24 protein-coding genes are annotated in these 23,071 nt (G+C 32.2%); 13 read left to right on the top strand and 11 right to left on the bottom strand.

The genetic code is table 11. The annotated features are described in order from the left end of the window. Nucleotides 1-254 precede the first annotated feature (254 nt). Together WAF17_RS17355 and WAF17_RS17350 are read left to right on the top strand one after the other, a co-directional pair. Nucleotides 255-1,061, top strand: coding sequence for an SDR family oxidoreductase (locus WAF17_RS17355; RefSeq protein WP_338762312.1), 807 nt, complete (start codon nucleotides 255-257; stop codon nucleotides 1,059-1,061). A gap of 42 nt (nucleotides 1,062-1,103) precedes the next feature. Then, entirely contained in the window at nucleotides 1,104-1,760 is a 657-nt protein-coding gene (locus WAF17_RS17350; protein WP_338762309.1) for a hypothetical protein, read from the top strand. 26 nt (nucleotides 1,761-1,786) lie between these two features. Here WAF17_RS17350 and WAF17_RS17345 read toward each other — a convergent pair whose 3' ends face one another. From WAF17_RS17345 to aroQ, 3 genes are read right to left on the bottom strand one after another with little or no spacing between them, the layout of a single operon-like run. Next, nucleotides 1,787-2,209 (bottom strand): DUF2752 domain-containing protein, encoded by a 423-nt coding sequence (locus WAF17_RS17345; protein ID WP_338762306.1) that lies wholly within the window; start codon nucleotides 2,207-2,209, stop codon nucleotides 1,787-1,789. Continuing rightward, entirely contained in the window at nucleotides 2,206-2,640 is a 435-nt protein-coding gene (locus WAF17_RS17340; protein WP_338762303.1) for a DoxX family membrane protein, read from the bottom strand. The genes WAF17_RS17345 and WAF17_RS17340 overlap by 4 nt, the downstream gene beginning before the upstream one ends. Before the next feature lie 43 nt (nucleotides 2,641-2,683). Beyond that, nucleotides 2,684-3,139, bottom strand: coding sequence for a type II 3-dehydroquinate dehydratase (gene aroQ, locus WAF17_RS17335; RefSeq protein ID WP_338762300.1), 456 nt, complete (start codon nucleotides 3,137-3,139; stop codon nucleotides 2,684-2,686). Between the two features lie 173 nt (nucleotides 3,140-3,312). Here aroQ and crtI point away from each other — a divergent pair, with 173 nt between their 5' ends. Together crtI and WAF17_RS17325 are read left to right on the top strand one after the other, a co-directional pair. Further along, the gene (crtI, locus tag WAF17_RS17330; protein ID WP_338762297.1) at nucleotides 3,313-4,806 is read left to right on the top strand and encodes a phytoene desaturase family protein; all 1,494 of its coding nucleotides are present in this window, start codon (nucleotides 3,313-3,315) and stop codon (nucleotides 4,804-4,806) included. An 86-nt stretch (nucleotides 4,807-4,892) separates the two neighbouring features. Continuing rightward, entirely contained in the window at nucleotides 4,893-5,315 is a 423-nt protein-coding gene (locus WAF17_RS17325) for a hypothetical protein (protein ID WP_338762294.1), read from the top strand. A 4-nt stretch (nucleotides 5,316-5,319) separates the two neighbouring features. Here WAF17_RS17325 and WAF17_RS17320 read toward each other — a convergent pair whose 3' ends face one another. Next, entirely contained in the window at nucleotides 5,320-5,589 is a 270-nt protein-coding gene (locus tag WAF17_RS17320; protein ID WP_338762291.1) for a hypothetical protein, read from the bottom strand. 57 nt (nucleotides 5,590-5,646) lie between these two features. On the opposite strand from WAF17_RS17320, the gene WAF17_RS17315 reads away from it, so the two are divergent. The 5 genes from WAF17_RS17315 to WAF17_RS17295 all read left to right on the top strand — a co-directional run bounded on the left by WAF17_RS17315 (nucleotide 5,647) and on the right by WAF17_RS17295 (nucleotide 11,503). After that, on the top strand, nucleotides 5,647-6,210 hold the full coding sequence (locus tag WAF17_RS17315; protein WP_338762288.1) for an STM3941 family protein: 564 nt from the start codon (nucleotides 5,647-5,649) through the stop codon (nucleotides 6,208-6,210). Between the two features lie 21 nt (nucleotides 6,211-6,231). After that, a complete protein-coding gene (locus WAF17_RS17310) occupies nucleotides 6,232-7,761 on the top strand; it encodes a hypothetical protein (RefSeq protein WP_338762285.1) in 1,530 nt (509 codons plus the stop codon). A 105-nt stretch (nucleotides 7,762-7,866) separates the two neighbouring features. Further along, nucleotides 7,867-10,512 (top strand): alanine--tRNA ligase, encoded by a 2,646-nt coding sequence (alaS, locus tag WAF17_RS17305; RefSeq protein WP_338762282.1) that lies wholly within the window; start codon nucleotides 7,867-7,869, stop codon nucleotides 10,510-10,512. A 99-nt stretch (nucleotides 10,513-10,611) separates the two neighbouring features. After that, the gene (locus tag WAF17_RS17300) at nucleotides 10,612-10,920 is read left to right on the top strand and encodes a hypothetical protein (protein WP_338762280.1); all 309 of its coding nucleotides are present in this window, start codon (nucleotides 10,612-10,614) and stop codon (nucleotides 10,918-10,920) included. A gap of 145 nt (nucleotides 10,921-11,065) precedes the next feature. Continuing rightward, nucleotides 11,066-11,503 (top strand): hypothetical protein, encoded by a 438-nt coding sequence (locus WAF17_RS17295; protein WP_338762278.1) that lies wholly within the window; start codon nucleotides 11,066-11,068, stop codon nucleotides 11,501-11,503. Nucleotides 11,504-11,555: 52 nt separating this feature from the next. On the opposite strand, the gene WAF17_RS17290 is transcribed toward WAF17_RS17295, so the two are convergent. Continuing rightward, nucleotides 11,556-13,298, bottom strand: coding sequence for a sodium:solute symporter (locus WAF17_RS17290; RefSeq protein WP_338762275.1), 1,743 nt, complete (start codon nucleotides 13,296-13,298; stop codon nucleotides 11,556-11,558). A gap of 131 nt (nucleotides 13,299-13,429) precedes the next feature. Next, entirely contained in the window at nucleotides 13,430-13,579 is a 150-nt protein-coding gene (locus tag WAF17_RS17285; RefSeq protein ID WP_338762273.1) for a hypothetical protein, read from the bottom strand. A 196-nt stretch (nucleotides 13,580-13,775) separates the two neighbouring features. On the opposite strand from WAF17_RS17285, the gene WAF17_RS17280 reads away from it, so the two are divergent. The 4 genes from WAF17_RS17280 (at nucleotide 13,776) to rho (ending at nucleotide 17,835) form a co-directional block, all read left to right on the top strand. Continuing rightward, nucleotides 13,776-14,240 (top strand): hypothetical protein, encoded by a 465-nt coding sequence (locus tag WAF17_RS17280; RefSeq protein ID WP_338762271.1) that lies wholly within the window; start codon nucleotides 13,776-13,778, stop codon nucleotides 14,238-14,240. A gap of 244 nt (nucleotides 14,241-14,484) precedes the next feature. Continuing rightward, on the top strand, nucleotides 14,485-14,967 hold the full coding sequence (locus tag WAF17_RS17275; protein WP_338762268.1) for a hypothetical protein: 483 nt from the start codon (nucleotides 14,485-14,487) through the stop codon (nucleotides 14,965-14,967). A 53-nt stretch (nucleotides 14,968-15,020) separates the two neighbouring features. Next, nucleotides 15,021-15,362, top strand: coding sequence for a hypothetical protein (locus WAF17_RS17270; RefSeq protein WP_338762265.1), 342 nt, complete (start codon nucleotides 15,021-15,023; stop codon nucleotides 15,360-15,362). Between the two features lie 580 nt (nucleotides 15,363-15,942). Beyond that, entirely contained in the window at nucleotides 15,943-17,835 is a 1,893-nt protein-coding gene (rho, locus tag WAF17_RS17265; RefSeq protein ID WP_338762262.1) for a transcription termination factor Rho, read from the top strand. A gap of 374 nt (nucleotides 17,836-18,209) precedes the next feature. Here rho and WAF17_RS17260 read toward each other — a convergent pair whose 3' ends face one another. The 5 genes from WAF17_RS17260 to WAF17_RS17240 all read right to left on the bottom strand — a co-directional run bounded on the left by WAF17_RS17260 (nucleotide 18,210) and on the right by WAF17_RS17240 (nucleotide 22,909). Next, nucleotides 18,210-18,692 (bottom strand): hypothetical protein, encoded by a 483-nt coding sequence (locus tag WAF17_RS17260; RefSeq protein ID WP_338762259.1) that lies wholly within the window; start codon nucleotides 18,690-18,692, stop codon nucleotides 18,210-18,212. 129 nt (nucleotides 18,693-18,821) lie between these two features. Next, the gene (locus WAF17_RS17255; RefSeq protein ID WP_338762256.1) at nucleotides 18,822-18,977 is read right to left on the bottom strand and encodes a hypothetical protein; all 156 of its coding nucleotides are present in this window, start codon (nucleotides 18,975-18,977) and stop codon (nucleotides 18,822-18,824) included. A gap of 83 nt (nucleotides 18,978-19,060) precedes the next feature. After that, complete coding sequence (locus WAF17_RS17250; RefSeq protein WP_338762253.1) at nucleotides 19,061-19,546, bottom strand: hypothetical protein; 486 nt, start codon at nucleotides 19,544-19,546, stop codon at nucleotides 19,061-19,063. Between the two features lie 218 nt (nucleotides 19,547-19,764). After that, entirely contained in the window at nucleotides 19,765-22,257 is a 2,493-nt protein-coding gene (locus WAF17_RS17245; RefSeq protein ID WP_338762250.1) for a Tex family protein, read from the bottom strand. A 232-nt stretch (nucleotides 22,258-22,489) separates the two neighbouring features. Next, complete coding sequence (locus WAF17_RS17240; RefSeq protein ID WP_338762247.1) at nucleotides 22,490-22,909, bottom strand: hypothetical protein; 420 nt, start codon at nucleotides 22,907-22,909, stop codon at nucleotides 22,490-22,492. Nucleotides 22,910-23,071: the final 162 nt, after the last annotated feature.

Here is a 23,071-nt window from a genome sequence, read left to right as displayed (position 1 = left end):
TATTAAACAACATTTCATTTTCGCTGAAAATAAAATGTTGAATAAGTTTTAATTAAATAATGCTAAACGAACTTTCTCAAACTTTGAATTATTTTTTTGAGAGTTTATTAAGCCTTTTGTTAAAGAACAAACTAAGTTTTGCATATTTGATCAAGACAGACTTAATAGAAAAAGAAAGCTTTAAGTTTAGTTTATAATAACTATGAAAACGTTTTAGACAATACTCATCATAAAATATCAATTAAATAAAAAAAATGAATTGCTTCAGAAACAAAACTGTTTGGATTACAGGCGCATCTTCTGGAATTGGAGAAGAGCTTGTTTATGCCCTATCAAATCTCAATATTGATACAAAAATCATTATTTCAGCAAGAAGAAGTGATGAACTAGAGCGAGTGAAAAACGCTAGTCAGAACAAAGAAAATATAGCTATTCTTCCTTTAGATTTGACACAATCTGATTTTGAAGAGAAAACAAAAGAAGCTATTTCATCTTTTGGAAAAGTTGATATTCTAATTCATAATGGAGGAATAAGTCAGCGTTCGTATATAAAAGATACCAAAATGGAAGTTTATCGTAAAATAATGGAAGTCAATTATTTTGGTTATGTCGGACTTACTAAAGCTATTTTGCCTCATTTTGTAGAAAATCAGAACGGACACTTTGTAGTGATTAGTAGTGTTCTGGGGAAATTATCAACTCCTATGCGTGGTGCTTATGCAAGTTCAAAACACGCTTTGTATGGTTTTTTTGATGGATTGAGAGCCGAATTTTATAAGGATAATATTAAAGTTTCTATGATTGCTCCTGGTTTTATCCGTACCAATGTGGCTATCAATGCACTCACAGCCACAGGAGAAACATTTGCAAAGATGGGTAAAAACACAGGAGAAGGCTACCCTGCTGATAAATGTGCGATTCAGATTTTAAAGGCTATCAAAAGTCAGAAAAAAGAAATCTATGTAGGCAAACCTTTCGGTAAAGAACGTTTAGGGTTGTATGTGAGAAGATTTTTTCCAAATCTATTTTTCAGAATTGCTAGAAAACAAGCTCCAGAATAGAAGTAGTATTAATATGCCATAACTTTATTGAATGTAGTTACTATGAAATTATTTAATTGGTTTAAGGATAAACAAAAACAGGATACAGAAGAAGAGAAAACTGTAGATAAAATAGAGTTGTTGCCGAATATTCTTCATACTGTATCTAAGGAGCAATTTGTTGAAGAAATTAATAAATACTTTGACCTTAAACAATATGGAATAGGAGTGTCAGATAATGAGAAAACTCAGATATTTGTAGGGGACTTAGATAATTCAATAGAAATTAATAGCTCTCAAAACTTATTGGTTATAGGTAATATCAAATCAGAATGGGTTAATCTGACATCAAAAGAATATTCTGAATCAGAAGGTTCTTTATATGTTACTCAGAATGTTGATTGTAATGACTTTGGTAAGTTTTTACTTATAAATGGCTCGTTATTAGTGAAAGAAATTATAAATACAGAGTTTGAGAACTCTTGTTTGATTGTTAATGCAGATTTATGTGCAAAATATTTTCACAGAATTGATATTTGGGCAGATGTTAAGGGCAATATTAGAATGAATTATGGCTGGGGATACTGTAAGAATAACAAGGGGGAAAGCATTACTCCTAAAAATGATATTACAACATCATTGAATTTTCTTGGAGTTGATGAGGGATGTGATTCATTTGCAATCAATGAAATAATAGTAGGTAGAGTTTCTAAGATTTGATGTTTTTTGAAAACAGTTTGAATAAACTACAAAAAAGGAGTGAAAAAGTTAAAAGGAAAATAATCGATATTTCTCAAAATCATAAATAGAAATCCTATAATCAAAACTACTATCCAAAATACGTTGGAATAATGAATATGATATAAATTTATATCAAAAAAATTCTTGAAATAGAAATTCAGAAATTCATATATCAGTAAAGGCAAAATTAAAAGGAGAAAAGCATTTTGCCTTACAGCACTTACAAACTCAAAATGTAGTAATGAATAAAGTGAGCGAGTAGTTCCACAAAACAAACAATGAATATCAAAAAGTTTATAAGTAGGACATTTTGGGTATAATGAGTTTTGAGCAGTATTTGAAGGGTTGTGAAAAAACAAAAAAATAGTTCCACCCAATAGGAGCAAAGGAATAAAGACGGCAAAAAAGGTATTTATACGATTTTTCAAGCTAATCCACCCAAAATATAAACTGAAATTACACAGACAATAAAATAATTTACTAAATCGGCAGCACCAACATAGTCTTTAACTATTCTTTGTCCAAAAAAGAGCATTGTAATATTAATAGTTGCCAAAACTGCTCCTATATAAGCGAACTTTGGGTCTCCTGTTAGTAGAATTGTTACAATTCCAATAGCACTAAAAACACCTGCTGCTACCTCAAAAATAGTAACAATGACTAAAAGAGGGGTTATAGGCTTTTCCAAATAAGAGCCTTTGAAATGTTCGACCAGCCAAGACCAGTTCTCATCCCAACGAAAAACTTTATTAAAACCAGATTGAATAAAAAGAATAGCCAAGAACAAGGCGCAAATAAGTTGCAAAAATAATTTTGCTTCGTGTGGATTAGTAAAAACAGAAAATATATCTAAAAACATAGTGATAAGTTGTAAGTGATAGATTATAAATCAAAATTTTATCTTAATTTTTTATCTCTAATTGATGTATAAAGTAATTGAGTGCCAAACGGTAGCTTTCCATTCCAAAACCAACAATAACACCAATACAGTTTTTGCTTAAATAGCTTTTATGACGAAACTCTTCTCTGGCAAACGTATTCGAAATATGAACTTCTATTACAGGAGTAGAGATACTAGCAATGGCATCTCCAATTGCAACCGAAGTATGTGTGAAAGCTCCAGCATTCAAGACTATTCCAGTAATTTTATCTTGAGCAAAACCAATCTCGTGTAACTTGTCTATAATTTCGCCTTCGTGATTGGACTGAAAATAATGAAGTTCTACTTCTTCCTCTGAAAAATGTTTTTTGAGTGTTGAGAAATAATCTTCAAAAGATTGATTTCCATAAATAGAGGGCTCTCGTTTTCCCAAAAGATTGAGATTTGCACCATTTACTATCCACAACTGTTTCTTCATTATCTTTAAATTTGGAATTATCTTTACGCAAAAAGCATATTTTTATTCATTTTTTCAAACTTATTTTAAAACTTTTTGTACTAATAGAGTCGATATTTTTTTGAAAGTATCATCAAGTTTTTTTTAAATTGATACTCTGATTGTTTTTAGATTGTCATTTACATTATAAATTTATGAAAAAAGTAATAGTTATTGGTTCTGGTTTTGCTGGTCTTTCATCGGCAGCGTGTTTGGCTCAAAAAGGTTTTGATGTAACTGTCTTAGAAAAAAATGACTCTTTAGGAGGGCGTGCAAGGCAATGGATAACAGAAGGTTTTACCTTTGATATGGGACCTAGTTGGTATTGGATGCCAGATGTTTTTGAAGAATATTTTGCACTTTTTGGTAAAAAAGTAAGTGATTACTACGACCTTCATCGCCTAGACCCTGGTTATAGGGTTTGTTTTGGAGAAGATGACTTTGTTGACATTCCTGCTTCTATGGAAGAGTTGGAAGCTCTTTTTGAAAGTTATGAAGAGGGAAGTAGTGAGAAATTACGTGAGTTTTTGGCACAAGCAAAATATAAGTACGAAGTTGGAATGAGCGAGTATGTTTTTCGTCCTTCACATTCGATTACCGAATTTATAGATTATCGTCTGATGAAAGAGAGTTTGCGTATTCAAATGCTGACTTCGATGAGTAAACACGTCAGAAAATATTTCAAAAATGAAAAGCTCATAAAATTATTAGAATTTCCTGTTTTATTTTTGGGTGCAACTCCACAAAATACACCTGCCTTGTACAGTATGATGAATTATGCTGATTTGTCTTTGGGAACGTGGTATCCGATGGGAGGAATGAATAAAATCATTGAGGCGATGGTAAGTGTGGCAGAAGAGCAAGGTGTAAAATTCCAAACCGAAACGGAAGTACAAAAAATTGTAACCAAAAACGGAAAAGCGCAGTCTGTCTTGACTTCACAAGGAGAGTTTCACGCAGATTGGATTGTGGCAGGAAATGACTATCACAATACTGACCAAAAATTACTAGACAAAGCAGATCAAAATTATACAGAAAAATACTGGGACGACCGTACCATGTCGCCTTCAAGTCTATTGTTTTATTTAGGAATAGATAAAAGACTAGATAATTTGGAGCATCATAATTTATTTTTTGATGAAGATTTTAATAAACACGCAGAAGAAATTTATACAAACCCTCGTTGGCCTTCAAAACCTCTTTTTTATGCGTGTTGTCCTTCACAGACAGATGATGACGTGTCGCCAGAAGGAAAAGAAAATCTATTTTTATTAGTTCCTATCGCACCAGGATTACCAGACGGAGAAACAATTAGAGAAAAATATTATAACCTCGTAATGGATAGATTGGAAAATCTGACAGGACAAAAAATCAGAGAACACGTTATTTTGAAGCGAAGTTATGCCTTAGATGATTTCAAATCTGATTATAATTCTTTCAAAGGAAATGCTTACGGACTTGCCAACACACTTGCACAAACGGCATTTTTTAAACCAAAAATGAAATCTAAAAAAATCAGTAATCTATTCTTTACAGGACAACTGACCGTTCCAGGTCCTGGTGTTCCTCCTTCTATTATTTCGGGGCGTGTGGTGGCTGACGAAGTGGCGAAGGAAGCTAAGAAGGTTTTTGAGACGATGGAAGTGTAAAGAACCTTTTAAGTCAAGCATAGTAAGAGATGCAGCGTTTCTCAGAAATGTTGCGTCTTTTTATTTTATCTTAATTTCCCACTTTTATGAATAAATTATCATTACTCTTTGCTGTATTTTTCCTAAGTTTTACATTTCAATCAGACAAAATGATTGTTACAGTTTTATCTGTTTCGCTTGATGCTCCTATATATGATTATTTTTGTATTGACTCTGTTTATAACGATGATACTAAAAGAGTTAATCTCAAAGTACTGTATTCAGAGAAAAAACAGAATATTATTTTGATTAAAAACGGTAAATATGAAATAGAGTTCATAAAGTGGAATCCTAGCAAAATGATAGTAGGTAATGATACATTAAATCACAGAGGTTCGTGTGCATTAGATTTTGGGAAAAGAATAGTTGATAATTGTAGAGAAATGAAACATGAAGAAAGGTTGAGAAAAGGCAAAGAATGTATCGTTAAGGAAATCGAATACTATGAGGTTTTAAAAGTGATAGAGTGATTTTCTATCCCTTTACTGCTAAAGCGATTCCCAAGAAAAGTAATAGTACCAAGCCTAAGGTATTGAATACATAAACCTTATGAGCCGATTTTCTTAGTAAGAAAAAAACAAGTCCAATTGTTCCATTCAAAAATATTAGCACAGGAAAAGGAATAATTATAAGAATTACAGATTTACAACTGTTTGACTCAAAAGTAACAAAGAGTAATCTTGCAGCAACAAGTAGATTTATAAAGGAAACAATTAGAAAATGAATTTTAGTAGATTTTTTCATATTTTTAAATACGCAATCTTGATTCAAATTGTTTTTGTTTAAAAAATCAATTTATTTATGAACGAAATTAAATTATATAAATCGCCTTTATCAGCCTTTTATCTTTTTTTAGGTAGCTTTATTTTTGTAATAGGTGGAGTTTTTATGGTCATGCAAGAAAATTCTTTTATGGCTTGGTTTGCACTTCTTTTTTTTGGTTTGTGTGCGTTGGTGGGTTTGGTGATGCTCTTTGACAAAAGACCTCAAATTATTATCAATCAAAAAGGAATAGGATATAGAAAAGCAATTTGGAAAAAATACAATCCTGATGATATAATAGAATGGCAAACTATCAAAAATATTCATTGGTCTTCAGTAAATAACCAAAAATTTATTTGTTTAAATACCACTTCAGCAGAATCTAAAAAGCAAAATTTAGCACAAAAAAATCTATCCAAGTTGAATAAAGCAATGGGTTTTGAAGAAACAAATATTCCTTTATCAATGATAAAAATAGATGCCAACAAACTTGTTGATTTTTTGGGTTCAATGGCTGTTTCTAACGAATCTCAAAGAGAATATCTTATTAAAAACTTTATTATTCCTGCTCCAAAAAGTTTCTTTTCTAATTTCAAATTCTAAGCATCTTCTACCCTTATGTGTATGAGTTCCACCAAACAACCTTTCAAAAAATTATCTCAACAAGCTCAAAGTATTCTTTCTGTTTTGGCAGTTTTACCAAATGAGAAAATCCCAAGTTCTTTTTTAGAATTACACTTTTCTTTTGATGAAGGCGAACAAAGTATAGATTTGCTTAGTCCCGTTTTAGGAGAAGAAAGTGGAGAAGATTATATAAAATCAATGTTGATGTCTATTGGAAGTCCTAGTGAAGAATATGTAGATGCTCACATAGAAAAAGTACGATTAGAAAAAGGTAAAAAAGCGATTGAAGAATCCATACAAGAATTGATTAGTCAAAATTGGATTGAGAAAATAGAAAAACAAGACAAAGAAACTACACAAACCTATTATTTCCTATCAGAAACAAACAGAACGCAACTCCTAGAAACTCAAAAAGAACAAATTTGGAAAATCACTTACCCCTTTTTTCAGAGTTGGGAATATAAAATGCAGTCGGATACATTACTAAACAAGAATTATGAAGAGTATGCAAGTTACGCAAAGCATTTTTTAGAACTCAATGAAAATCAAATTCCATTTTTAGAAGTAGAAGAGGGAATCATTCAAGATGTTATCGCCAAAATCTGTAAAGAAATTGCTTTGTATGCCTTTGAGAATACCAAACAAAAAGATGCTTTTTTCTTTATAGAAAAATCAGCCTTCCTTCAAAAAAAACTTACAGAGAAGTTTCCAAATAACATAGAATACGAAAACGAATTAGGAACTATCTATGAAAAATGGGGAGATATTCTTTATAAATCAGGACATATCAAAACGGCTTTTAGTTTTTATAATCTTAAAGTTGGTATAGCAGAAAAACTAGCTCGTCAGTTCCCAGACAATGAAGATTTTGTGTTTGATTTGGCTTCTTTATATGGAGGTTTGGGAAAGTTAGACTTTGAAAGAGAAAAATACAAAAAATCAAAAGAATGGTATGAGCAGCAGTCAGAATACATAAAAAATACAGAAGGTCTTATTCAAGATGTAGATTTTTTGCATTTACTAAATGAAGCTACCGATAAGTTAGCAGAGGTAAGTAGCTTGAGAGGTTATCCAGTAACAGCGATAGAAAAATACAGAGAGAATCTTGATTATTTAGAGCAGTTGCAACAGAACTTTCCAGATGTTCTCACAAAAGAACAAGAACTAAATTATGGAGATTTATTAGGAGAAACCAATCAAAAAATAGGTAATTTTTACTATAAAGAACAGCAATTTAAAATAGCATCAGAGTTTTTTCAAGACCAAATAGATATTTATGAATTTCTTATTGATGAAGCCAAAGAAATAGAGGGGGAGGTAGATTATTTTCAAAACTGCATGACTATTGGAATAGTCATGCTAGGAAAATGTTATCTTTCAAGAGAAGAAAATGATAAAGCCTTAGAGTTATTCAATGAAGCTGAAAATATTTTTCTTGAAATGATAGAAAATACTTCGGATAGGGAAGATGAAGAAACATATAGTAAAAACTTCAAGGTTGTCCAAAAATTAAAAAGTCAAATTCACTGATTTTTTATTCTAATTATTTTTTATCTTTTCTTATCTTTGCCTTTTAAAGAAAAATCAACTCTACCGTTGTTCGTATCCCTACGAGCGACACCATAAAATATAAACATGACAGCTAAAGAAGTACGCCATACCTTTCTCAATTTTTTTAAAGAAAAACAGCATTTAATCGTTGACTCTGCGCCACTTGTTCCAAAAGGTGATACTACGCTCATGTTTATCAATTCTGGAATGGCACAGTTTAAAGATTTTTTCTTAGGAAATGGAAATCCACCTTCTAAGCGAATCACAGACACGCAAAAATGTCTTCGTGTTTCTGGAAAGCACAACGATTTAGATGATGTAGGAATTGATACCTATCACCATACATTTTTTGAAATGCTAGGAAATTGGTCTTTTGATGATTATTTCAAAAAAGAAGCCTTGCCTTGGGCGTGGGAACTCTTGACAGAAGTATATAAACTTCCAACAGATAGATTGTATGTAACCGTTTTTGAAGGAGATAAAGAAGATGGAACAGCATCTGATAAAGAATCTTTCAATATTTGGAAAGAGATTTTGGGAGGAGAAGACCGTATTTTGTACGGAAATAAAAAAGATAACTTTTGGGAAATGGGAGAGGTTGGCCCTTGTGGTCCTTCTTCTGAAATTCATATCGATTTGCGTACTGATGCAGAACGTGAAAAAGTAGATGGAAAAGATTTAGTCAATGCAGACCACCCACAAGTTATTGAGATTTGGAACAATGTTTTTATGGAATATGAGCGCAAGGCTGATAAATCTCTTACAAAACTTCCTTTTCAGCACGTAGATACAGGAATGGGTTTTGAGCGTTTGGTACGTGCTATTGAAGGCAAACAGTCTAATTATGATACCGATGTTTTTGCTCCTCTTATCAAAACAGTTGAGACTCTTAGTGGTGTTCGTTACGGTGTTGAGGAAAAAACAGACATTGCTATTCGTGTAATTGCTGACCATATTCGTGCAATTGCTTTTGTTATTGCAGACGGACAGCTTCCTTCCAATAACAAACAAGGTTATGTAGTTCGTCGTATTTTGCGTCGTGCTGTGCGTTATGGCTATACATATCTGAACTTGAAAGAGCCATTTTTATTCAATTTAGTTCCTGTTTTGGCAAAGCAATTTGATGATACTTTTCCAGAGCTAAATACTCAAAAAGATTTCGTTGCAAAAGTAGTAAAAGAAGAAGAAAACTCATTTTTACGTACTTTAGAAAATGGAATTAAGCGTTTTGAAGAAGTAAAATTAAGAACTTCAAGTTTAATGATTCAAGGTAAAGATGTTTTTGAATTGTATGACACATTCGGTTTTCCTGATGATTTGACAGAATTAATGGCAAGAGAAGCAGGAATGACTATCGATAAAAAAGGTTTTGAAAAAGCCTTAGCAGAACAAAGAAAACGCTCACAAAAAGATGCAGCTTCTGAAAAATCGGATTGGCACGAAATACAAGTAGATGAAAGTGTGAATGTTGATTTCTTAGGTTATGATACATTAGAAGCAAAAGCAAAGATTGTAAAATGGAGAGAAATTAATAAAAAAGGCAAAACATTTTATCAAATCGTACTTGACCAAACTCCTTTTTACGCTGAAAGTGGTGGACAGGTAGGCGATAGAGGATATATTCAAGCTATTGATTCAGAGAATGAAAAAAGTGAGAAAGTTAGTATCATCGATACACAGAAAGAAAATGATATGATTGTTCATATTACCAAAAAATTGCCCTCTGATTTTAATGTAGAATACAATGCCATCGTAACTGAAAAACTTAGACGCTCAACAGAAAACAATCACTCTGCAACGCACCTTTTACACGCAGCTTTGAGAGATGTTTTGGGAACACATGTGCAGCAGCGAGGCTCACTTGTTTCAGAAGACATTTTACGTTTCGATTTTTCTCATTTCTCTAAAATGACAGAAGAAGAAATTGAAAAAGTAGAAGACATCGTCAATCAAAAAATCAGAGAAAACATTGAATTACAAGAAATGCGTAATGTTCCGATAGACCAAGCAAAAGATATGGGAGCAATGGCACTTTTTGGAGAAAAATATGGCGATTCTGTACGTGTAGTTTTATTTGATAAAAATTATTCAGTTGAGCTTTGTGGAGGTACACACGTTCCTGCTACTGGAAAAATTGGTTTCTTCAAAATTATTTCTGAAAGTTCTGTAGCTTCTGGTGTACGTCGTTTGGAGGCTCTGACAGGAGAAAAAGCCTACAACTGGATACAAGAACAAAACAAACTTGTAAAAGAAATTCGTTCGATAGTAAAAGGAAACAAAAACCTAAAAGATGACGTAAATTCTTTGGTAGAACAAAATGCAATTCTTCAAAAGCAAATTCAAGAGTTTCAAGAAAAAGAAGCTAAGAATATCAAACAGAACCTTTTGAATGAAATAAAAAATGAAAATGGAATAAATATCTTGATTCAGAAAATCTCTATTCCATCAGCTGATGCGCTCAAAGGACTTAGTTTTGAGTTTAAGAATGAAGTAGAAAATCTTTTTGCTGTTTTGGCTGCTGACATCAATGGCAAACCACAAATCGCTGTTACTATCTCACCAGAATTAGTAGAAGAGCGAGGTTTGAATGCAGGAAAAATAGTAAAAGAACTCGCCAAAAATATCAAAGGTGGAGGAGGTGGACAGCCTTTCTTTGCTACGGCAGGAGGAAAAGATATTTCTGGACTAGATAAAGTAGTCGAAGAGGCATTTGAGATTTTGTATAAGTAGAAAGTACCACAGACTGGGAAGTCTGTGATACTTAAATAGCGAAGCAATATTTTTAGTCTAACTAGAAATATTGCTTTTTTTTAAACAAAATTTGTAAAAATGATAGACAAAAATAACATTTGGTTTGCTTTAGTAAACGTTGAAGTTATCAACGGAAATAATGATTTAGATGATTCAGAAGGAGCTTATGTAAATATTGCTTGTATTGCAGAAAATGAAAAAACCTTTACTTCTAAAGTACTTGAATATTTTACTAAAAATGATTTTCAAGTTTTAGAAATAGAGAATATAGAGCGTTTTTCGATTATGAATATTCGTAATCGTAAAACATTAGAAAAATTAGATTTAATACAAGAACTAGAAACTTCAAGTCAAGAAGTAGTTTGGGGGACATTTCACACATATTAAAAACTTTGACAGTCCTTTCATAAGGCTGTCAATAGTTCTTTCGTGCTGCAAACTATTGTCAGAGTTGTTTCGGATTACCAAAAAACTACTGACAAAGTTTTTCTTTTTTTATAAAACAACTGATTTACATTTCATACTTCAAAAAATGAATACAGATTTTACATTTTTTCTTAATCCAAAAAAAGAAAGACCTGATTTTAGATTGGTAATTACTTGGTTATGGAATGACTTACAAAATGTAGATACAGAAGGAAATTCATATAATCCTGCAAGTAAAGAATGGACAGAATTATATATTGTTAACCGTGAAAATAAAAATGAGAAAATTGACATTTATCCTATTACAGAAAATCCATTGTTACTTGAAATAAGTGCCACTACAAAGGAACTTTCCTACAAGTTGGTTTATTTTTTAAGTGAACAAACCGAAGGAGACATTTTTATGGAAAAAGAAATGAATAATATAATTTCTAAAACTGAAATATTAAATCATATTGACTCCAAATGGCTAGAGGACGCAAAAAAAAGAATAGATAACAGCATTTGGAAAAATATAACTTTAGAAAACCCATACCCAAGTTAATTTTCTCAACTATTGTCAGAGTTGTTTCGGATTACCAAAAAAACAATCCCTATTACTTCGTTTCCTTCTTCAAAAGCATTTCAAATACAAGTCCTAGAATAATTACCATCATACAACCAATTAGATTATACCATAGAAAGCCAATTTCAAAAGTTTCTTTCAAGAAAATATAGTGAAAAAGTATTAGCGATTCACTTACAAGAGCAGCATAAAAAACAGCATTTGATTTTACCTTTTTGATATAAAAAGCAACCAAAAATATTCCTAAGATTGTTCCGTAAAAAAGAGAACCTAAAATATTTACAGCCTGTATCAAATTATCTAACTGCGTGGCAAGCATTGCAAAAAATATCGCATAAATTCCCCAAAAAGCTGTAAATCCCTTTGATGCTTTTACATAATGTTCATCACTTTTTTCTTTAGCTATTGAGCGCTTATAAATATCAATAACAGTAGTAGAACCAAGCGCATTGAGTTCGGAAGAAGCTGAAGACATCGCAGCCGAAAGCATTACAGAAACCAAAAGACCAATCAAGCCAATAGGCAGATAATCCAAAACAAAATTTATAAAAGCATAATCTAAATCATTATTACTCAACCTTTTGGCTTCCAATTTATCTTCTTTATCAATCTGATTTATGATAGCTGTGGCTTGATTTCGGAGTGTATCGTTTTGAGCATTATACTTTCGTATCTGACTTGCATAAACTGTATCTAATTCTATATTTTTAGATTCAGCTTCTTTTTTTGCTTCCAAAAACTCAAAAATGACTTGCTTTTTCTCTTCAAAATTTTGAGTGTATTGAGTTTCTAATTCTGTTAATTCATTAGCTTTAAGAGTATTTTCTTGTACAAATTTTTCTTTTTTTACCTTATTAAAAAAAATAGGTGGCTGATAAAATTGATAAAAAGCAAAGAGAAAAATACCTACCAAAAGAATCAAAAACTGCATCGGAATTTTTACCATTCCGTTCATAAGTAATCCTATACGAGTTTGAGCGATAGATTTTCCTGTTAGATAACGTTGAACTTGCGATTGGTCAGTTCCAAAATATGACAACGCCAAAAACAAACCTCCAATAATTCCAGACCAAACATTATAGCGATTATTGACGTCAAACTCCAAATTAATGACTTCCAACCTTCCCACAGCACCAGCCACACTCAAAGCATCCGTAACCGAAACTTCTTTTGGCAAAAGCGAAACCAAAATATAACCTGCTGCCACCATTCCAATCAAAATAACTAACATTTGTTGTTTTTGAGTCTGACTAACGGCCTTTGTTCCCCCAAAAACGGTATAAGCAATTACAATAAGACCAATTATAACAATCAAGTAATAGATATTCCAACCCAAGACAGTCGATAAAATAATAGCAGGTGCATAAATAGAAAGTCCTGCTGCAAGTCCACGTTGTGTAAGGAAAAGTCCAGCACCAAGCGAACGAGTTTTTAAATCAAAACGATTTTCCAAATATTCATAAGCTGTATAAACATTGAGTTTGTGATAAATTGGAACAGCTGTAATCGATAAAATTACCATAGCGATAGGCAGACCAAAATAAAATTGCACAAAACCCATTCCGTTGCCAAATGCCTGTCCAGGGGTAGAAAGAAATGTAATTGCACTTGCCTGTGTCGCCATAATAGAAAGACCGATTGTAAACCAGTTCATATCCCTATCCGAAAGTAAATAGCCTTGTAAATTTTTGCTTTGTTTGCGAGTTTTCCATACGCCATAAGCGATTATCAAAACTTGTGTTGCAATAAGAACAGCCCAGTCTAATTTATCCATTTTTTCAGTTATCAGTTAAATAAATTCAGAAGTTAGATTTCAGAAATTAGAATTGAAATGCAATTACAGAATGTATTTGTATTTCTCTTCCTCCTCTTCAAACTCTGTGGTTCAAAATGTACTTGTACTTTCTAAGCACTAAAATAGTGTCCAAATAAATAAAACAGAACAATCAGAAGAACTAACTCTCCCAAAACTACACTATAAAAAGTTTTCCATGTTCCGAAAATAGGAGGTTTTTCAAACTCATCACTTTCTTTTTCTTTTACAATTTCTTTCATAATTTTTGTAATTTGAAGTCTTACAGGTTATTAACCCTAAAACTAATCAAAACTCTTTATTCAATGCTAATTTTTGTATATACCTTTAATATTTTTTGTGTATTTTGAAAAGCTATTCATAAATTTCATAAAAAATAGTATCTTGTAGAGTTAGTCATAAATTCAACGCTCAAACTTTACACAAACTATTAAAAATATGTTAGACGATTTATTACAACTCGCACAAGGACAACTCGGAACACAACTCCAACAAGAAGCAGGATTATCTTCTTCACAAGTGAGCGAAACGGCTGATGTAGCCAAAAATTCATTTCTTACTCAAATGGCAAGTGAAGCAATGAGTGGAAATTTGCCACAACTATTAGATATTTTTAATGGAAAAGCAACTGCCACGACAGCAAACCCAATGGTTATGCGTCTTGTAGATCAGTTTGGGGGAGATATGATGGAAAAAATGGGTGTTTCGAAAGAAACGGCTGCTATGGTTTCTAATATGGTCATTCCTTTTATTATGTCTAAAATTGCTTCTCCAGAAACAGGAAGTGCAGAAGATGAAGGTTCGATGATGTCAAAATTGGGGCTTGATAACTTAGATAATATTGGTGGAATGTTAGGAGGTTTGCTTGGAGGAAAAGGTGGCTTAGGTGGACTTTTTAGCTAGATATTTCTTGTCTTATTGATTTTCAGAGTTTTCTTATAAAAGACGAAAACTGCCGTTGTTGGTGTTTTAGCGAAGCGACACCAACAACTACAATTTAAGAATATATGCTCAAAGCATAAAAAATGAACTTATATTTTTTTATAAGAAAACCTTTATTGATTTTAAAGTTTCTCATACTTTGATTTATTTGATTAGATTATGAGAAATTTTAATGCTTAATCAAAATATTCAAAAAATAATAACCATGACTACCAGCCCAATAGATAAAATAATTAATGATGCTAAAAGCAAACTAGCAGAAAATATAAAAAATGAAGTAAGTACATCTGAACAAACAACACATCAAGCCATAGAACTTGCTAAAGATTCTTATATTCGGCTCTTAGAAAGTGAAGCTGGGGCAGGGCATTTTGATGAATTTTTGAAAGTATATAATGGAACAGCTACTTCACTTTCTGTTACTCAAATTACTTCATTGATGGAATATTTCCACGCCAAAAAGCTTAGAGATAATTTAAAATTATCGGATATACATGCTGAAAAAGCTGCAAAAATAGTATCTCCTTTTATTATCCAAAAAATAAATAGTAGCAAATCAAAACCTGCAACAGATATAAACACTTTATGCGTTCAGATGGGTTTAGAAAGTTGTATCCCAACGTTAGAAAATCTCAAAAAAAGATGGGATAGTTTGTCGCCAGAAGAAAAAAAGCAATTCAGTCGTTAGAATTTTTTGATACAAAACTATATTTTTATTACTACTTAATTTCCAAAATCCAATTGATTCTACTCTCTAATCCTTTTTTATTTAAAATCTTAAAAAATCCACCTCGTGCAATGGCTTTATTTCCTTTTGTCTTGGTAGATTCAGAAAAAGATAAGTATGATAAAGTATTAATCAATCACGAAAAAATACATTTACGTCAGCAGCTAGAAATGCTTATTATTCCTTTTTACTTAGTTTATTTAGGGCACTATTTTATCCAACTTATCAAAATCAAAAAGCATTATTCAGCATATATGAATATTGTTTTTGAAAAAGAAGCTTATCAAAATGAATGGAATTTAGAATATCTTAAAAACCGAAAAGTATGGGCATTTTGGAAATATTGGAGCAAATAAAGGCTATTTGAAGATATTTCCTAAAAAATAATGTAGAAATAGAAACATTACTCAGAAAAATTGTTATATTTACATATCCTTTAAAAACAGAATTATAATATTACTACTAAAGGATAAATAGAAAGAGAACAAATTTGATAAAGTAAATTAGTGTTTTTTTTGACGCTCAATTGATGAAGATGAATACGTTAATAAATGCTTAGTTAAATTTATGGTTTGCATACAGTTTTATAGAAACCAAAATATCTCCTTTCATATTTCAAAAAATGTCTTTTTACTTTTTATAATTTCCTACTAACATTAAATCAACATTGAAAGTAATGAAGGAAGTATAAGAAGAATCTACAATACATTATTACAGATAAATTTTAATCTATTTTTTAATTTTAGATTCGATTTATCCTTTCAAATTTCAATTTAAGATTAAAGCAGAATGATAGTCATTAAATTTACGTCATTTCTTTAACTATTTTTATTACAACTTCACGTTTTTTCTATGTCTTTTAGATTGTTCTTAATGAACTTTCTAAACTAATTTCTTAGAATTAAACAATTATTCCTACCAACCTTATAAGTCAATATGTATAATATTGAGGAACTTAATGTTCGCTTACTCTCCGAATTGCGTACTATCGCTACCGAAATGGGCTTGAAAAATCATAGCCGTTTAGCCAAAAAAGACCTTATTTATAAAATCTTGGATCATCAAGCTAATAAAGAAGATGAAGATAATGACTCTAGCAAAGAAACAGCAAAAGTCTCTTCTGCCTCTTCTAAAAAAGAAACTGTCTCTGTCGAAAAAACAGCTGTAAAAGAAGAAGAGAAAAAAGAATCTGGTTACAAACTTCCTACATTTAGTTTCTTGAAGAAAGAAAAACAAGAAGCTAATGAAGCAAAGGATTCAACAGAAACAACAACAGCTACCAAAACTTCTACAGATGAAAAAGAGGAGAAAAAAGAAGAAACTAAAAAAGATGATTCGATAGAGCGAATCCGAGAAACACTTCGTGAAAGAAAACGAGCAAATCTTATTGGCAAAAGCGACACAGCTGACAAGAAAGAGAGTAAAGAAAATACAGATTCAGGCAAAGATTCTAAAGAAAGAACAGAAAGACGTTCAAGATTAGATGCACGTAATGAAGAACGAAAAGAAAACGAAAGCTCACGTCGTCGAAGCCGAGTAAATGTAAAAGAAACGGATACAAAAGCACCTATTCAAAGGGCTTCTCAACGCTCAAAATCAAATGATGATGAGAAAGATAACTCTAGCCGTTCGGAAAAATCAAGTCGCAGTAATGATAGAAGTGATAGAAATTCAGACAGAAAATCTTCTAACAAAAAATATAATATCCGTGAATTTGATGGTGTCGTAATGAGTGAGGGAGTTTTAGAAGTTATCTCTGATGGATATGGATTTTTACGTTCTTCAGACTATAACTACTTGGCTAGTCCTGATGATGTTTATATTTCGCCTTCTCAAATCAAACTCTTAGGATTAAAAACAGGAGATACTGTAAAAGGACAAATTCGTCCACCAAAAGACGGAGAAAAATATTTTGCCTTATTAAGAATTGAATCTGTAAACGGAAAAACTACCGAACAGATTAGAGATAGAGTTTCTTTCGAACACCTTACGCCACTTTTTCCTCGTGAACGACTAAATCTTTCTACAAGAGCAAATACATACTCAACTAGAATGCTAGATTTGTTTGCTCCTATTGGAAAAGGACAGCGTGGAATGATTGTCGCCCAACCAAAGACTGGTAAAACGGTTCTTTTGAAAGAAATTGCAAATGCAATTGCCGAAAACCACCCTGAATGTTATTTATTGGTTCTTTTGATAGATGAGCGTCCTGAAGAAGTAACTGATATGGAACGTAGCGTAAGAGGAGAAGTAGTTGCTTCTACTTTTGACGAACAGGCAGATAGACACGTAAAAGTAGCCAATATGGTTTTGGAAAAAGCAAAGCGTTTAGTAGAATGTGGACACGATGTAGTTATTCTTTTAGATTCGATTACTCGTTTGGCTCGTGCTTATAATACGACTGTTCCTTCTTCTGGCAAAATTCTTTCTGGTGGTGTTGATGCAAATGCACTTCACAAACCAAAACGCTTTTTTGGTGCTGCTCGTAATGTAGAAAATGGAGGTTCACTAACTATTATCGCAACTGCTTTGATTGATACAGGTTCGAAAATGGATGAAGTAATCTTTGAAGAATTTAAGGGAACAGGTAATATGGAACTCCAGCTTGACCGTAAACTTGCCAACAAACGAGTTTATCCTGCTATTGATATTCCTGCTTCTGGTACTCGTCGTGAAGATTTATTATTAGATAAAGATACTTTACAACGTGTTTGGATTTTGCGTAGAATGATGAATGACATGCACTCCAACGAAGCAATGGATTATATGCTCAAACATATGAGAGGCACAAAATCAAATGATGAATTTTTGGCTTCTATGGATAATTAGTAATCATAAACTAAAAACAATAAAACCCCTAAATTTCATAGTAAAATTTAGGGGTTTTGTTTTAAAAGTAGAGTTTTTTGTGAAAGTCAAAATGTATTACTCCTTTATCACCTGACTAAAAAAACACCTCTTCTTTTGTAATCACTTTCAAGACATAATTTCCAAATGGTAATTTTGACAAATTTAGATGTATGTTTTTTTATTCTACGAATATAAAATTTGAATGTAGACAAAAAAATAAGACTTAGTAGCCTTTGGTTTAAGTTATGAATTAAAATACAAATTCACGGCTGGAAGCCGAATACATATAGGTTACTCGGCAGAACCAAGCAACGGCTATTTAGAAGCCGAAAAAGGGCAGGGGAATTACATATCTACTTATTGATTGATGCACTTGGGATAAAATTTGCTTTTTCATTTTGAGTAATTAATTTGTTATTATAAAAAAAACGTCCATAATCAAGTAAATATTTACAAGTGTTCTTATTTACTCTATATTCGTGACGTATGGTATCTGTATCTAGGTAAGAGAGATATAGATAGTAAGTTCTGATTATATCTTCTTCTTTGGGTGTGTCTATATCTACATATACAAAATTGCATTGTCCTGTTGCACTAGCTCCAAAGCTTTCTACAGGCTCGTAATTTTCATCGTAGAGTTGAATGCTATCTGCTGGATACCTGCCAAATAACCCAATAATAGGTTGCCAGTTATCAGGTTCTTTTTCATATATAACTTTGAAGTTTTGTCTTTTTTCCAAGACTTCTTCATCTCCAAATTGGTCAGGGCATTTATTACTACAGCCCCAAATAAGCAGTAGAGTCATAAAGTAGGCTAATAATTGTATTTTTTTCATAGTTTATAAATTAGTTGTTAAAGAATTGATAAGTAATATAAAGTGCAAATGTAGAGTTTTTATTCTACAATAATGTAATTTTATGATAAAATTTCTTGATTTTGTAATAGTATAGACAAAAAAATAAGGCTAAATGCCCTCTGTCAGAATCCAAAATTTAATAGGTATATGCCACTTTATGCTAGGTATAATACGAGAATATTGTGAAGGAATACCATCGACACTCCTTACGCTATCCATAAAAGAAGGTAAATAGTCTGGGTTTCCAAACCATGGATAATTCATTGCTTCTTGTGGTTGAATATCTGATGTTTCATCATTCTTGAGCTTTTATAGTAAAACTAAATAAAAGCAGAAAGATGAAGATACTAGTTTTTACGAATTGTTGATACTGGAATTCCTGTGTCATTAGTTGTTGATTCAGTTAATTGATTGTTATAAAAAAAACATCCATAATCAAGTAAATACTTACAAGTGTTCTTATTTACTCTATATTCGTGACGTATGGTATCTGTATCTAGGTAAGAGAGATATAAATAGTAAGTTTTGGTTATATCTTCTTCTTTGGGTGTGTCTATATCTACATATACAAAATTGCATTGTCCTGTTGCACTAGCTCCAAAGCTTTCTACAGGTTGATAGTTTTCATCGTAGAGTTGAATGCTATCTGCTGGATACCTGCCAGATAACCCAATAATAGGTTGCCAATTATTAGGTTCTTTTTCATATATAACTTTGAAGTTTTGCCGTTTTTCTTCATTTCCATATGTTCCTATTTCTTCATCACAGTTTATACTACAACTAGATATAAATAGAATAGCCATCCAGAAAACTAATAATTGTATTTTTTTCATAGTTTATAAATTAGTTGTTAAAGAATTGATAAGTAATATAAAGTGCAAATGTAGAGTTTTTATTCTATAATAATGTAATTTTATGATAAAATTTCTTGATTTTGTAATAGTATAGACAAAAAAATAAGGCTAGATGCCTTTGATAAGTACAAACAAAAACTCTTCATTCGTCTATATAATACGAATGAAGAGTTGTTATTAAAAAGTAAGATTGATTTTTACTTTCCAAATTTATTTCTGAGGGCAGCTAGTTTGTCTTCCATTGTTCCACCTGTTTCTTGCTCTTCTTCTTTTTGTTTTTCTTGTCTTTTTACAAACGAATCAGCCTTTTTGTAAGATGATTTTCTTTTTGGGCGTTCTGTTTGTGTTTGGTCTTCTTCTGATAAAGAACTTCCTCTAGTAAATTTAGAGTCATTTTTTCTCTCCTTACCAAGTTTTGAAATGGCTTCTTTTTCTACCTTTGTTATTGGTTTTCTTGTTGCTACTCTTTGTGGTCTTTGCGATTTAGTTTCTGAAGAAGTATTACTTGAACCTCCTGTTTTTGGTGGATTTCCTCCAAACGGTTCAGCTTTTAAACTTAATGAAATTCTTTTTCTTCCTAAATCTACATCCATAACTGTTACTTCTACCTTCTGATGAACTTTTACAGCATCGGTTGGATGATTAATAAATTTGTCTGAAAGCTGACTAATATGCGCTAGTCCGTCTTGATGAACTCCTACATCGATAAAAGCTCCAAAATCTGTAATATTAGTTACAATCCCTGAAAGCTTCATTCCTACCTTCAAATCTTCCATTTTTTCTACTCCTTCTTCAAATGAAAAAGATTCAAACTGCTCACGAGGGTCTCTCCCTGGTTTGGCAAGTTCGGAAACAATGTCTTCAAGCGTTGGTAACCCAACAGTATCAGTAACGTAGTTTTTTAGATTGATTTTTTTACGAAGTTCTTCATTTTTTATTAGCTCTTCGACACTCGTGCCTACATCTTTCGCCATTTTTTCTACAATTGGATAACTTTCTGGATGAACGGCACTCGCATCTAATAAATTCTTTGCATCACGAATACGTAAAAATCCTGCTGCTTGTTCATAAGCTTTATCTCCCAAACGAGGTACTTTTTTGAGTTGCGCTCTACTTGTAAACGCACCATTTTCATTTCTGAATGTTACAATATTTTTGGCAAGAGAAGCCCCCAAACCTGAAACATAGCTCAATAACTCTTTACTTGCTGTATTTACTTCTACACCAACAGCATTTACACAACTCATAACTGTATCATCAAGACTATTTTTGAGTTGTTTTTGATCAACATCGTGCTGATATTGCCCTACTCCAATAGATTTTGGGTCAAGTTTTACAAGTTCTGCTAGTGGGTCCATAAGTCTGCGACCAATCGAAACTGCTCCACGAACTGTCAAATCATACTCTGCAAATTCTTCCCGAGCTACTTCTGAAGCTGAATAAATAGAAGCTCCACTTTCACTTACCACGACAATCTGAATCGTTTTTGGTAGATTTGGAATTGATTTTATAAAACGCTCTGTTTCTCTACTTGCCGTTCCATTTCCGATTGCAATAGCTTCAATATTATATTTTTCTGCTAAAGCCAAGATTATATTTCCTGCTTTTAGGGTCTCTTTTTGAGGTTCGTTTGGATATACTGTATCATTATAGACTAGCTTTCCTTGTTTGTCTAATACTACCAATTTACAGCCTGTTCTAAACCCAGGGTCTAAGGCAAGTGTACTTTTTTGTCCTAAAGGAGCAGATAATAAAAGTTGTCGTAGATTTTCTGCAAAAATAGTAATAGCTTCTTGGTCAGCTCTTTGTTTGGAAAGCATACGAATTTCTGTTTCCATCGATGGTTTCAAAAGTCGCTTGTAGGCATCTTTTGCAGCTATTTGAACTTGCTCTGATGATTTGGTATTGCTATGAACAAACTTATCTTCCAACAAAGTAATTGCTCTTTCTTCGCTTGGCTGCACATCTAAAAGTAAAATTCCTTCTTTTTCTGCTCTTCGAAGTGCCAAAACACGATGCGAAGGAGCTTCTACTAATGGCTCTTCCCACTCAAAATAATCTCTATACTTTTCACCTTCTTTTTCTTTTCCTGTGATTACTCTTGCCGAAATTTTTCCTTCTTTCTCAAAAATAGTACGTAATTGTGCACGAGTTTCTGCATGTTCATTAATATGTTCGGCAATAATATCTCTAGCTCCTGCTAATGCTTCTTCAAGTGTTTTTACTCCTTTTTCTTCATCAACAAACTGCTTTGCTGTCTTTTCCAAATCTAGCCTTCCTTGTTCCAAAACTTGCAAAGCTAAAGGCTCTAAACCTTTTTCTTTTGCCATCGAAGCACGAGTTTTGCGTTTTGGTTTGTAAGGCAAATACAAATCTTCTAGGGCAGAAAGTGTCTGAACAGCATTTATTTTTTCTTCTAATTCTGGTGTAAGTTTGTCCTGCTCATCAATAGACTTCAAGATGGCTTCACGTCTTTTGTCTAATTCACGAAGTTGTGAAAGTCTATCACGAACATTGGCTACCTGTACCTCATCTAGTGTACCTGTAACTTCTTTTCGATAGCGAGAAATAAAAGGAACAGTCGCTCCTTCATCTAAAAGTTGTGCTGTTGCTTCTACTTGTTTGACACGCACACCTAATTCGGCAGCAATTTGAACAATGTGTTGAGCATCTGAGAGAGCCTGATCCATAATCTTGTTTATTCTTCTTATTAAAGTCGGAAAAATGAAAATAATTTGCTAATTGTATAAGCAAAAATACGAAAAAAATATGAATTATTTGTATAAAAACACCTTGTCAAATACAGATAAGTCAGTTTTTGATATGAAAATTGAGTACAAGGGAAATTAAAGGCACAAAAAAAGCATAGCTACACTATAGTAACTATGCTTTTTCTGAAAAATACAATAGAAAAAGTGCTATTTACTCAGCTACTTCTTCTTGAACTGGAGCAGTAGCTGGGTCAAATACGTTTTGACCTCGCAACCATTTCTCATAGTTTGCAGCTCCCATTGATTTCTTCATTTGAGAAGAGTTCATAGCTGTTCCTTCAACAACTACAACAGAGACAAACGGATAACTAACAGATTTTACTACTCCATCAATGAGTAAGTCATATCCTTTTCCACCACTTTCTATAGCTTTATCCATAGCATCTTTTACGTTCCAACCAAAACCTAAGAAGTAGCTTTTCTTACCAACTACTTTTTTACCTTTTGATTTGTCAAGATTTAAATCGACATTTTTAGAACTTATAACTGTAAAATCCACTAATCTCTGAGTACAACTAGAAAGACTGATTATAGCGAACAAAGAAACAACAAAAGCTATTCTTTTCAACATAGTAGTATTAATTTAAATAAATATGATAGTTTTTTCTTACTCGTAAGGCTTTTCAGATAACGCCTCTGTCTTTTTGAAAATGACAGAATTTTATACATTTACTTCGTAAAGGTAATACATATAAATTTATTATTCAAACCAATCTAAAAAAATGTATTATCT

Origin of the sequence: Bernardetia sp. ABR2-2B, assembly GCF_037126435.1 — a bacterium.
GTDB lineage: Bacteria > Bacteroidota > Bacteroidia > Cytophagales > Bernardetiaceae > Bernardetia.
Note: the sequence above shows the minus strand (reverse complement) of the source record. Positions and strands in the feature narration are given on the sequence as shown.